General features: G+C 53.3%; 5 protein-coding genes and 1 riboswitch. Of the genes, 4 read left to right on the forward strand and 1 reads right to left on the reverse strand.

Going from position 1 to position 13628, the window contains the following annotated elements; genetic code table 11:
* Positions 1-44: 44 nt before the first annotated feature.
* The 4 genes from C3F13_13125 (at position 45) to C3F13_13140 (ending at position 6834) form a co-directional block, all read left to right on the forward strand.
* Positions 45-914 (forward strand): ABC transporter, encoded by an 870-nt coding sequence (locus C3F13_13125; protein ID PWB51647.1) that lies wholly within the window; start codon positions 45-47, stop codon positions 912-914.
* Positions 911-2128 (forward strand): hypothetical protein, encoded by a 1218-nt coding sequence (locus C3F13_13130; GenBank protein ID PWB51383.1) that lies wholly within the window; start codon positions 911-913, stop codon positions 2126-2128. The genes C3F13_13125 and C3F13_13130 overlap by 4 nt, the downstream gene beginning before the upstream one ends.
* Positions 2129-2136: 8 nt before the next feature.
* Entirely contained in the window at positions 2137-3798 is a 1662-nt protein-coding gene (gene treS / locus C3F13_13135; protein PWB51384.1) for a maltose alpha-D-glucosyltransferase, read from the forward strand.
* A gap of 366 nt (positions 3799-4164) precedes the next feature.
* A riboswitch (cyclic di-GMP riboswitch) is annotated at positions 4165-4260 on the forward strand.
* A gap of 285 nt (positions 4261-4545) precedes the next feature.
* Positions 4546-6834 carry a copper oxidase gene (locus tag C3F13_13140; GenBank protein ID PWB51648.1) on the forward strand — a complete coding sequence of 763 codons (2289 nt, stop codon included), beginning with the start codon at positions 4546-4548 and terminating at the stop codon, positions 6832-6834.
* A gap of 584 nt (positions 6835-7418) precedes the next feature.
* Here the strand turns inward: C3F13_13140 and C3F13_13145 are convergent.
* Entirely contained in the window at positions 7419-13511 is a 6093-nt protein-coding gene (locus tag C3F13_13145) for a hypothetical protein (GenBank protein ID PWB51385.1), read from the reverse strand.
* Between the last annotated feature and the right edge of the window lie 117 nt (positions 13512-13628).

Consider the following 13628-nt stretch of genomic DNA (forward strand, 5'->3'; position numbering starts at 1 on the left):
TCATGGTTCCGAAGATAATGAAACAAGGCGGCTTGGCTCCCCTGGTGTACCTCGCTCCAGCCATGCTGATCATGCTGATTTTCATCATCTACCCGACTTTCAATACGGTGTACTTGAGCTTTCGGGACAAAAGCGGGGCGAATTCAGCGGCTGCGTCTTGCGTGGCGGGAGAGCCGTGCTGGGGTGTGTTTGAGAATTACCGCTACGCCCTCACCAACCAGTTGATGCTGACTGCGCTGCGTAACAACGCCCTATGGCTGGTCTTGATGGTGCCGGGTGTGGTCGCGGTGGGCTTATTATTCGCATTGCTGGCCGACCGCGTGAAGTACGAGGGGCTGGCTAAATCGATCATCTTCATGCCCATGGCGATTTCCTTTATCGGGGCGGGTGTTATCTGGCGCTTCGTTTACTACATCCAAACCGGCGGAGGCCCGCAGATTGGCTTGCTAAATGCCACCCTGGTCAAGCTGGGCTTCCAACCGGTGGCTTTTTTAAGCGATTCACGCATCAATAATTTTGCCTTGATGCTGGTGGGGGTATGGCTGTGGGCGGGGTTCTGCATGACCATCCTTTCTGCAGCGATCAAAGGTTTGCCATCCGAGGTGATCGAAGCCAGTCGCGTGGATGGTGCAAACGAGTGGAATGTGTTCTGGCGGGTGATGTTCCCCATGATCTTACCCACGATCGTGGTGGTCACCACTACCATGGTGATCAACGTCCTGAAGATATTCGATATCGTATTCGTCATGACCGGTGGGAATTTCGGCACCGAGGTTATCGCCAACCGCATGTTCCAGCTGATCGTTACTGATACAGGGAAATCGATGGCGATCGCAGTGCTGCTCATCATCCTGACGATACCGGTGATGATCTTCAACGTTCAGCGCTTCCGCGCTGAGGAGGCGGCCCGATGAACCCACTTGCCCGCTTGAACAAGTTTTTCGGCCGTTTGCCACTTCACCTTATAGTTATCCTCATGATCGTCTTATGGGTGATCCCCACATTGGGATTGTTTGTAACTTCCTTTCGACCTCGCCTGGCGGTGAGCGAGACAGGCTGGTGGACAGTTTTCTCACCCGTCAAAGCAACCGGCCAGGGTGAATATGATACCTATTGTGCCTCCTGCCATGGGACGGACGGGAAGAAGATCCCCACCGCCGACCTGTCGGATCCTAAGGTATCCGGTCAATATACACGTTCGATCAACCTGCTAATTGATTTGCAAAAACCGGTCAATGGAGGCACTCACTTAGTTAACCCCACGCTGCCAACCAACGCAGCACAGGCACAAGACATCCTGGCCCCCATCCTCACCTATATGCAAACGCTGTCAGGCAGCGAAGCAGCCAGCCAGGCACGCTTCACCCTGAGCAATTATGTGGATGCCCTGGTGGGCTATAAGGGAACTGCTGATTACCAGAGTGACTGTAAGAATAAGGTAGCCAGCACCCTGGCGGTGATGTCTTGCACCGCCAAGGACCTGCTTAATCCAGCTGGCATGGGCCGGGCGTTTATCAACACCATCTGGGTGGCTATCCCATCCACATTATTGCCGGTATTTTTCGGGGCACTGGCGGCATACGGTTTCGCCTGGCTTGATTTTCGCGGCCGCATGTGGCTGTTCGCCTTGCTGGTGGGTTTGCAGATCATCCCCTTGCAAATGACTCTGGTGCCTATTGCCCGCCTGTATGTACGCTTAGGCTTGCAGGGCTCCTTTTTTGGAGTGTGGTTTTTCCATACCGGCTTCGGTCTGCCCTACGCCATATTCTTGTTGTGGAATTTCATGAAAAATTTGCCGCGCGAGATCTTTGAATCGGCTTACCTTGATGGAGCTTCGCATCTGACAGCTTTCAGGACGCTGGCGTTGCCACTGACCATGCCGGCCATCGCTTCCCTGGCCATCTTCCAATTCCTGTGGATCTGGAACGATTTTTTGGTCGCCAAGGTCTTCCTCTCCAGCAAACCTGTGCTGACTGTTCAGATCACCAACCTGATCGACCCAATGGGCGGCAACTGGAATATCCTCACCGGGGCAGCCTTTCTCTCCTTCATCATTCCGATGGCGGTCTTTTTTACCTTCCAGAAATTCTTCACGCGCGGCATGTTATCGGGTTCAGTGAAAGGTTAAACTCTGACATGCCGAACCAGCCCTGGTACATGAATGCAATTTTTTATGAAGCCCCGGTCAAGGCCATTTTGGACAGTAATGGCGATGGCAAGGGTGACCTGGCAGGGCTGGCTCAAAAATTAAATTACTTTGCCGACCTGGGGGTGGATTGCCTGTGGCTGAACCCGATCTATCCCTCCCCGCTCAAGGATGATGGCTATGATATCTCAGATTACTGTGCCATCCACCCCGATTACGGCAGCCTGGAGGATTTTAAACGCTTGCTAGAAGGGGTGCACAAGAAAGGGTTGCGCCTGATCCTCGACCTGGTGGTGAACCATACCTCCGACCAGCACCCATGGTTCCAGGCAGCCCGGTCATCCAGAGCTTCACTCTACCGTGATTATTACGTCTGGTCTGATAATGACCAAAAGTATGCCAGTGCGCGCATTATCTTCGTGGATACGGAGAAATCCAACTGGACCTGGGACCCGCTGGCCCGACAATATTTCTGGCACCGTTTTTACTCGCACCAACCCGACCTGAACTTCGACAACCCTGCAGTACGCTATGAGATGCTGAGCGTAATGAAGTTCTGGCTTGACCTGGGGATTGATGGCTTCAGGGTGGACGCCGTGCCGTACCTGTTTGAGCGCGAGGGCACTTCGTGCGAGAACTTGCCGGAAACTCATGTATTCCTCAAGGAAATGCGTGCTTTTGTGGAAGCGAAATACCCCGGGCGCATCCTGTTGTGTGAAGCCAATCAATGGCCGCAGGATGTGCGAGCCTACTTCGGCAGGCTGAAAGCGGGTGAAGCGGGAGAGTTTCACATGGCATTCCATTTCCCGCTCATGCCGCGCCTGTTCATGGCGCTCCGCCAACACGATGCTTCCCCCATTCGCTGGGTGCTGGATAACACACCCAGCATCCCAGACAGTGCCCAATGGTGCACCTTCTTACGCAACCATGACGAGTTGACCCTGGAAATGGTAACCGAGGAGGAGCGCCAGTGGATGTGGCGGGAGTACGCCCCGGACCCGCGCATGCGCCTGAACCTGGGTATCCGCCGCCGTTTGGCACCCCTGCTGGATAACGACCGGCGGCAGATTGAGCTGGCCAACGCGCTGCTGTTCAGCCTGCCAGGTGCGCCGATCATTTATTACGGCGATGAAATTGGCATGGGCGATAATATATGGCTACCCGACCGGGATGGCGTGCGTACCCCCATGCAGTGGGAGGATAGGCCCTCGGCAGGTTTCTCAAATTCGGCTCACCCCTACTCCCCGCTGATCGCCCAACCCCCGTTTGACTACCATGTGGTTAATGTGGCTGCTCAGCGCAATGACCCAGACTCACTATGGTATGCCATGCAGGATCTGATCAGGTTGCGGAAAAGCCACCCGGTGCTCGCGGCTGGCGAGCTGACCTGGATAGAGACGGGCAAGCAGGAGGTGTTGGCATTTGAGCGTCGGAATCAAGAGGAGCGATTGCTGGTGGTGCATAACCTGAGCCCTGAGGCACAGCATGTGGAGATGGATGTGGAGGGGGAAAGACAAGTGTGGAAAGACTTGCTGTCTGGAAAGGTTTATCCAGGTAGAGATGTTGTAGATCACCAGCCTGAGAAAAAACCACCCACGAGGGTAAGCCTAGGGTTAGAATTATCCCCGTGTCAGTACCTGTGGTTAAAGTAGAGCCAGGATATGATCAAAGGGGGCATGCGAAATTTTTTTATCTTCAACATACTTTATGATAATAAAGGAAATGTCATCGATAAATCACATATATAGATAATTAGGATCAAGAAAGCACGAAGCTGTAATGTTATAAAGGGAAAATCTTATCGATATCTGCGAGAAAATGATTTTTGGGGGCTACGCAGTCGTTTAGTAAAATGGAAAGAAAGAACCTCCATGCATCGTATGACATCAGCTTCATTATTCGCTCACGATTGATGACAGCGAGATATCGCATATATAATATCGACAATATCATAATTCTGTGATAATATAAAGACCAAGCGATTTGTAGTAGAAACTCTTTTTACAATTCATGGGTAATTGTAATTTGGCGGTGATGATCCAACAGGTGATTTGGTCGCTGCGCTGAAATTAGCAACCTGTTTGGGGAGCCAGTAGCGAAACCGGCCGGTTCAGGTCGGTTTTTTTAATCTGTTTTTATCAAACATCATATATTAAGGAGGGCGTCACCCAATGTAGGATTGAAATATACAACCGAAATATTTGTATTTGAATATCCGCTCGTTTGTTCATGAATAATTGTCTCACTGCGAAAATCGTTATTGGTTAGAAAATTTTCCCAAAACTTAATATGATGAGTGATGCGATTTCTTCCCAAATTTTACGGCTAAACAAATCATTTATTACTTTCTAAACCGAGGAGGAAAAATGTTATCAAGGAAAGGTTTCATAAAGATATCCATGGCTGGGGGGGCAGCTGCTTATGTTGCCAGCCAGGCAGGCTTTCGACACTTAGCCCGGGCAGCACAGTCGCCCCAAATTCCCCTGGCTGGCAGCGCCATCCCACAATTTGTCGATCCATTACCTGGGTTGGGTGACCTTGGGGCAATCGTCGCCGATTCAGGCCAGATTGAGCTGCAGATGACTGAGTTTCAAACCCAGGTTCTCCCTACGGGTATGCCTGCCACGTGGGTGTGGGGCTACCTGCAATCTGGCCAAACCAGCCGCGCCACTTATCTTGGTCCGGTGATCCTTGCCACGCGCGACCAGCCGACTGAAGTGAAATATGTGAATAATCTGGGTTCAGCCGCAACGACCAACGTACTGGCATATAGATACTCCACCGACCAGACTTTACACTGGGCTGATCCATTAAATGGCGAAGCCAATATGTGGAATCATATGGCCATGCCTCCTGCACCGGGTTCTGAAGGGGCTGCTAACTATTCGGGTCCGATCCCAGCAGTCGTGCATCTGCATGGTGGTGAAGTACCTCCCACGCTGGATGGCGGTCCGGATGCCTGGATGACCAGCGATGGCATATACAAGGGTCACAGTTTCTACAGCAAGGATGGTGCAACAGCATCCAATTATCATATATATCGCTATCCTAATAGCCAGGAGGGTTCATCGATCTGGTTCCATGACCATACCCTGGGTGCTACACGCCTGAATGTTTTCTGCGGATTGGCAGGGGCCTACCTGATCCTTGATCCAACCAATGACCCAACGAACCTGCCGGAAGGGCCGATCCCATTAATCATCCAGGATCGCATGTTCGATACCAACGGGCAGTTGTTTTTCCCAGCTGATAGTGCGGGTGGTTTCCTATGGGCACTGAATCCGGAACACCCCTATTGGGTTCCTGAGTTCATTGGCGATGTGATCTGTGTGAATGGCAAAGCCTGGCCTTATCTGAATGTGGACCCAAAGCGATACACATTCCTGTTTTTGAATGGCTCGAATGCACGCACCTATGAAATGGCCCTGGTAGATCCTGTGTCAGGTAATCCGGGTCCAGCCCTATGGGTGATCGGCACCGATGGTGGTTACCTGGACAAGCCCGTACAGGTTGGGCCAGCGGCTGGGAAAAATAACAAGCTGGTGATCATGTCTGGCGAACGCTATACGGTGATCATCGATTTCGCTGGCTATCAGGCAGGGGTGGTCGGGCCCAATGGATTGGCATACTCGGGGACATGGTTACTGAAAAATTCTGCCAAGGCTCCATATCCGGCGGGTGTTGCCCCTAAAGGCGGAACAACAGGGCAAATCATGCAGTTCAGGGTTACTGGCACACCAGGTACGGATACCAGTTTCAATCCCGCCACACCCGTGGTTACCCTGCGGGGTGGTTTCGGACAAGGTCCTGCCCTGGTCAGGCTGGTTAATCCTGCTGCTGGTACAGTGGCTGCAGGAGTAACGGTAAACAAAACTCGCCAGCTGACCTTGAATGAGGTCATGGAAATGCCACAAAATGCAATAGACCCGGTGACTGGTTTGCTGACCGCCTACCCGGGTGGACCACTGGAGATACTGGTGAACAACACCAAGTGGAGCGGTGAGCGGATCACTGGTGTGGACGCAAATGGAATGTATATGATGGAGCCGATTCCTGGTTTCACTTTAGATGGTACAGGAAAAAACTATCTTTCAGAGCTACCCAATGAAGGCGAAACCGAGGTGTGGGAGATCATCAACCTGACAGCGGACGCCCATCCGATCCATCTCCATCTTGTCCAATTCCAGCTAATGAACCGCCAGAATTTTGATAAGAGGAAATACTCCGTAGCCTATGCCGCAGCCTTCCCCGGTGGCGGCTATGACCCGATGACCCAGGCACCATACGCTCCTGGGGTTTACATACCCGGTTTTGGCCCACCCCTTCCCTATGGTACGGGTTCTGTGGTGGGTGGAAACCCGGATATAAATGCGAAGGATCCGAAAGGCAAACTGCTCTATCTGAAAGGCACACCCAACCTGCCCTTGCCACAGGAGACAGGCTGGAAGGATACCGTGATGGTACTTCCTGGTCAGGTGACCCGTTTTGTGGTTCGCTGGGCACCCACCGACCTGCCAGCCAGTACTCCGGCAGCAGATGCCTACTTCCCATTCGACCCGGATGGCGGGCATGGGTACGTCTGGCACTGCCATATCGTTGATCATGAAGATAATGAAATGATGCGCCCTGATGCGGTCACCCCAAATCCGAATGCTTCACGAAGTTATGTCCAGGGTGTGGATTACTAATCACAAGTAAAATAATAGTTTACTCAAGCCATATTACGATAAAACTGACAGACAGGCTGCCAATTTGGAGCCTGTCTGTCTATTGGTAGCCTTTATTTATTCAGGGGATAATTTTCGTCAGGTTCCGAGCTTTGGTAGATGGCATTGCGTATCAAACAAGTCCAATAATGTCCAGCCTTCACCATCGCCGTCCTATCTAGTAAAGAACTAAAAACCAAGCATCTTGTGTGGCGAGGATTGGTGGTTGCATATAGTATGGCTGCCTTGATACCTAGTATTCTCAGGCGGCACCTCTTAGATATTGATGCGGTCGAGGGTTCGAATCCTTTCAAGCTAACTAAAGGTGTATCTGTAACATAAGCGATGAATCATGAATATATTTCCTTGATCCTTATTTGAGGTGATGCGTCAAAACCGATATCTGATAAGAGCCTACCAAGTAGATAGTCACCTTATATCTACCTTATGATGAGCTGAAAGCAGCTATTCGTCCGAGCAATTATCCGTATCCAACTGTAATATTATATGTGCCTGGATAGAGGATGCGTGGATCCTGTATTGCATTATTGGCCCTGGAACACCACCTATTCTACAATCACCCAATCGCTATTGCTGCGGCCAAACACTTCCGGCGAGTACATCTCTTCCGCTTTGCTGGGCGGCACGACAAAAGTGCCAGGCGTGGTGGCGCGTGCGATATATGTGTATTCATATACCCCATCCCACAGCAGGGAGGTGAAAGCCTCGGCCCGGTCGTCGCGCAGGTTCTGGTGTTCATACCAGGTACCCCACCACCACCAGCCGTAGTGTAGCGTGGATGGATCCACCTGTGGTGTGCCGGGTGAAACAGCCAGTGCGGGATTGATGATCTCCAGGCCCGCTGGCAAGGGGTCGACCAGCGCCACGTGGTAGCGGCGGTTATCGGCCACCATCGTGATGCGCACCCGCACACGCGCTCCTGCCTTGATATGCCAGACACCATCACTGTCCTGGGAGACATCCTCAGGGTTGTCAACCGCCTCATAGCGGCGTTGGATGACAAAACCCATATCGAGAGCCTTCAGGTTGAGGTCCGTTGGGGCATAGCGTAATCCGAGCCGGTAATATAACCGCCCTGCTCCTTCCTTGCTGATGATCAAATCCTGAGTGCCGCCGCCTGAAGAGGTTTCGGAAAGCACATAGGTCATAGGGATGAGTGTCTCGTGAATTTCGGTGGTGCGGCCCACGAACTCGCTACTGCCTGTATACGTATCGCCCAGCCACACACGGGCCACAAAATCCGGGGTTTCTGCTTCAAAGGTGCGGAAATAGCGGTCCAAGGCCAGCAGGACAAAGACATTTTCCTGGGTGTTGCCCCAGCGCCCTTTGGTGCGATGCGCCAGCAGCCCATTGACCACCTTCGGGATCAGGTCACTCTGTGGATTGTCTTCCATCAGCGCATCCAGCAGGATGGCATCCGTGCGGCGGTCTGAACTGAGCAACAGGTAGGTCTGGTCGTCATATGCAGTGGTGAAGTTTGCCGCCCCGGCTGTCTCGACCACGTGATTATTCACAAATAAGCGGATCTCATCGAGCTGTGAATTGTTATCGATGACCGGCCAGAGCCACCCGATGACTTCCATCGTCAGGTTATCGATCCCCACCTCGCTTAACAGTCGCTGGGCTTTTTGGGCATCACGGTCATCTGCAAGGTTGCGCACGTACAGGGCATACGCGCTCAGGGCATGGCGCGTTTGCGCGCTATACCAGGATGGGTAATGGGTTTCGATTTCACGCAGGTAATTTACTGCGCCTTGCAGCATCTCTGCAGGTATCTCGAAGCCCTTGTCCCTGGCGCGTACCAGCGCATGTGCAACATGGATGGTGTTGAAGGGAATGGATTCAAAGCCCTGCCGCCAGTAGGGGAAACCCCCATCGTAATTTTGCATGCCCTGCAGGCGCTTGATGTCACGGTCGACCGCGGATTGCATCTCTTCAGGCGTGGGCAAACCATCGGCCTTGAAGGCGGTCAGCACGTCGCGCAGGGCCGCTACAGCCAGCATACGCGAGGCCAGTTGTTCCGAACACTCGAATGGATAAGAGGCCAGGTACAGCACGGCATCCGTGAGGGCCTGCAGCGCGGTGGAGGAGGTGTTGATCTCCAGGCCGCCATATTGCGAGAAGACCCCGTTTGGATAAAGCACCGGCTGAGCGATCACGCCTTCATCGATCACACCGTAAGTTGCGAAGGCTTCAGTGCTAGCGGGAGTATAAACCGGGAGCTCTACGACTGCTGCATCGGCGTAGGATCCAGAGATGGCAGCAATTTGAATGCGGGCTGTGCCTGCCATTTGCGTGCTGGCTGGAAAGCGCACTTCCACGCGCTCATTCGCCGGGACCATCACGCGCAGGCCAGCCTGGGCAAGCTCAAGGTTGGTGGCCCGTGCAACCACTTCGACCAGCATGGGCTCATCAGTTTGATTCTGTAATACTACGGGCAGTTCGAACTTGTCGCCAAAGTTAAGGAAGCGCGGCGGTGAAGGGCGAACCATCAATGGCAGGCGAGCGGTGATGTTCGACTCGCCCAGGCCAAACTGGCGCCCTGTCTCATCCACCGCCACCACCATCACACGATAGCGCGTCAGGTTATCCGGAAGCTTGATCGACACACGTGCCTCGCCATTGGAGCCGGTGCGTACCGTTGGAGCGAATGTGGCCAATGGGTTGAAGTCTGAGCGCACAGTTATGGAAGATGGATGATCTTCCATAGACTTTGAGGCCTCCGCTGCAGGAGCAAGCGCAGCTTGCATGACCACTTGCGTGGGATATGCCGCGCCTGCATAATCCATCATGCGTTCTCCCTCCACGGCCAGGTTTTTAGCCGATGCCAGAAGGATGCTGCTGCGGCCGTAGACGCTCATCACCCCTGAGTCCCTCTCAGTATAAAAGACACCCAGCGGATCAGCCATCTGGTAGCTCGTCAGCGCCAGGATGGCTTCGTCAACCACCACCACTGCCAGTTCAGCATTGGCTACCGGCTCACCATGGGCATCCTTCAAGAGAATGGATAGTGTGGTTTCACCGCCAGGTTCGAGCTGGGTTTCATCAGGTGTCACCTGCAAGGCCAGCTTACGCTCCAGGGGTGGGATGCTCAGGTTCAGCTGTGCCGTGGCAAACGCCGGTCGGGGATCGACATCATGCAGAGTTTCTCCCGTTTCGCTGGTGCGCGGTGCAGAACCGACCAGGTCCACCTGGATGTTCAGGTTGGGGATATATTCTGCCTCGATCGGGATGGTTAATGTCGTGGAGCCATCCTCGATAGAGAAGCGGGTGGTATACACGAACCCACTCCGTCCGACGGTGAGCAGCCCTTCTGCTGGTGAAAACGGGGATTGCACCAGGATTTGAGCGGTATCACCCACTTGGTAGGTCTGCTTATCGGGTATCAATGTCACCTGTTCCTGTTCCACGTTTCGGGCGGGGGGTTGCTGGCCTCCACTGACCCAACGGGTGAAGCGTGTTTGATTTTTACGATTCAGTTCATCGCTGACCACCGCCGTGATTCGATAACTTCCACCGATGGGGGTCTTGAAGGAGCAGGAATCCGGCTCGAGTTTTGAGAGCATGGTGCACTTTTGGACATCCACTTCTACTTCGCCCCAGGTGCCATCCTGTAATTTCCATTCCAGGCGGGCAGCGGTGATCAACACCGGGCGCTCTGCCACTGGAATACCATCCAGGTCGGTCACGATGAAATCTACCTTGATCGGGATGCCTTTCTCGACGAAATAGCGCTCACTGCGCAGGCCGATGTAGAGATCCGCGGGGTGAACCAGCAAGGAGGTAGTGCTTGCCCAAGCCTGGCGATTTACGTCCATCACCGTGGCCTGCGCAATCACGCTCATCGGCTGCGGATTTTGCTCTGCCTGGCCTTCCTGGTTGAAGTCGAGCTGTATATAATGCTTACCCGATGCGTCCGTTTTTCCCGTAAATGTCTCGATCTTGGTTTCATTCTCTGAGGCGAAATAATCGTAACGATAGGTGTCCCACCACCATGGGTGCCATTCGCCAAAGATAAAATCAGGCCAGTTGGGCGGGTTATAAGTGCTGGGCGAGGTACTCACCTCCCAGTTCACCTCGGCATCCGGTAGAGCGCCACCTGCATAATACTTGGCTTCAACCACGAGCGATGCATTCCCTCCCGCGAAATAAGGTCCCGCTGTCTCGCTGCGGGCCGAGATTTCAAATTCTGGCCGGCGAAATTCCTGGATCTGGAAGACATGGCTGTAGCCGGTCTCATCCAGCCCGCTCAAGCTTCCTTGAGCCGATAGATTCAAATAAGCCGTCCCCAGGTTCACCAAATTTGGTATCGTAAAGACGAAATCAAAACCTCCCAGGGCATTCACCTCTGCCTGTCCTGAGCCAATGGCATTGCCCTGCGAGTCTGTGAGAGTGTAGGACACCGAGCTAACTCCACTTCCCACCAGGCTAATATCTCCATTCTGTCTGCCGCCCACACGCCGCATCCAGCCTTTAATATGCAAATCTTCGCCAGGTTTGTACATCTGGCGGTCATCAAATACATACCAGTGTAAAGAGTCACTAGGGGAGCTGGGTCCCCAGCCGTAATCCTCCCAGTAATTCATGGAGTGCAGCAGCATGGCGGTATCCTTGCCCCTGTTGGCAAGCAGGTACAATGCGCCATTCGGAATGGTGAAGCGTACCGTGCCGTCCGCGCCAGTGGTGAATTTGTCCGCGCTAAGGTGCGGTTGGATGCTAACGCCTTCCAGGGGCGCACCGTCTTTGAGGTCGGTTGTCCAGACGAGCATATCGGCGTAATCGGTATAGGCATCAATCCCAATTTGGGTGACCTGTACCCAGGCGTTAATCGTCTGTGAATATCTCTGCCATTTCTCATTCTCAGTTTCGAAGAGCCCCTTGGGTGGCTCGATGATCACCACCAGGTGACCAAAGCCATTCTTCAAATAGGGTTGCAGCTCAATATTCACTTCCGACAACGTATCCACCGGAAGATCCAGGCTGATGGTCTTTTCGAATACCTTCATGCCCGGCACCTGAACAGCTCTGTCCGATTGCTGCCATTCACGCAGATATTTCGTGAATGCCTCCCAATCACTGGGTTGGACGGAATAGATCCTGACGGCAAGCTTGCTGTAATTGATGGCATATACGGAAAATACAGGTTTCTTCTGGGCTGGGTCGAGGGTGACAAAGAACTGGTTGGTGCTGAACAAACGCGGCTCAGCTTTACCCACTTTGATACTCACCTGCTGATCTTTACCCAAGGTCTGCCCAAAGATATCCTTGAGCTTGGCTGAAAGGGTGATGGTGTAAGTGGTCTGGCCCTTGGTCTCACCGCTGATGCTGATCATATCGCCATAGACATTGACGCTCATCCCCGGGATTTCAGGTTTGACGCGCAGCATCTCCTGGGTGAAAGATCCCGTGTCAAGCGGGTTATTGAAGCGGATGTAGAATGGCGTCAGGGGTGGGCACGGACTGTTGCCCCAGCTGCACCCATAATCCACGATTCTCAATGGCGCATAGGTAGAGAACCCAAAAGACTGCGCTGAGGCGGTGACCAGTGGACCTTCAGCTGAAGGTGTGCCTGGACCAATCGTGATCGAAATCGATGTTTCAGTAGGCAAGGGTTGCGTGGCTTTAAGGACTAGCCAGCGCCCTGCTTGCGCATTCTTGACATACTGGCTGACCTGCTTGTCTTTTTCGATCTCTGCTGAAGTGGCTAGGGATAGCTCTTGTTGTTCACTGCCCGCATAGAGCTGGATTGTCTCCAAGACCGCACCCGGGTTGATGCGTTGGTCGAAGCTGACGAAAATGAGCGGCTGCAATGGTTGCGGTGTGTTTTGCGGATACAGGGTGACTACTTTCGGTGCAGGGGTCGTGAAAGTCCACGTGACAGGTTCTGCAAGCACCCCGCCGGTGACAGATTTGGTCCCAGCGGGGATGGTGACGGTGAAGGATGTCGCTTTAGGCAGGCGGTCGATTTCTTCCGACTCGTACTCGAAGGTGAGCGTCTTTGCCCCGAGCCAGCGCCAAATGCCCGGTAGCTGTGGCTCAATTTGGACCGGGACAGATTCAGCCGCCAGGTCTTCGAGGGTCCCAAGCGGCACCATCGGTTGACTGAAGGTGATGGAAACAAATGGCGCTAAAGGGATTTCTCCCTCGGGGGCAAAGCGCAGCACTTTCAACGGCTCGGTCAGTTCAACCTCGGGCGTGGGTGACACTTCATCGGGTGGAAATTGATCCTGGATGGTCTTTCCCGGGCGGGGAGGCGGCAACAATTCAACCGGGTAGCTGAATTCGGTCTGCTCGCCTGTCGAAACCGGCAGGACAGGCAGGCGTGCGAAAATCGTCTCGATCTCTTGAGCGGTAAGGGGTTCATATGTCGCTCTTGGGATGGGTACAGGTGTTTGATTTTGGGCCTGGCCCTGGCTGAGCCCAACCCGGATGTTGTAATCCGCTCCGGCGTTAGCAGAATTTCCTTCAACGGAGTCGGTCGTTCCCGTCTGGATCGTGAAAGGCATGGGTGTCTCCTCTCCTTTGTCAGTAAAGATTGGCAGGATGAGTTTCCAGGCAATTAGCACGAATGCGGGTATTATAACCAGCAGCGGGATGAAGTGCTTGTAGTTAAATCGAGACTTTCGATCTGCGCTCATGTGTCATGCCCTCCTCATCTAAGACGCTTCAGCCGAAAGTCAAGTTCCCTGAATATCGGCAGGTTCACCAGGATAAGCATTATAAAATCATCATCAGTAGGTGCAATAATGGTGCCC

It is taken from the genome of Anaerolineales bacterium, from assembly GCA_003105035.1.
Taxonomy (GTDB): Bacteria; Chloroflexota; Anaerolineae; order Anaerolineales; family UBA4823; genus FEB-25.

Coding starts and splice junctions, on each gene's coding strand:
- treS (PWB51384.1), top strand. CDS start 2,137: ATGCCGAACCAGCCCTGGTACATGAATGCAATTTTTTATGAAGCCCCG.
- C3F13_13130 (PWB51383.1), top strand. CDS start 911: ATGAACCCACTTGCCCGCTTGAACAAGTTTTTCGGCCGTTTGCCACTT.
- C3F13_13145 (PWB51385.1), bottom strand. CDS start 13,511: ATGAGCGCAGATCGAAAGTCTCGATTTAACTACAAGCACTTCATCCCG.
- C3F13_13140 (PWB51648.1), top strand. CDS start 4,546: ATGGCTGGGGGGGCAGCTGCTTATGTTGCCAGCCAGGCAGGCTTTCGA.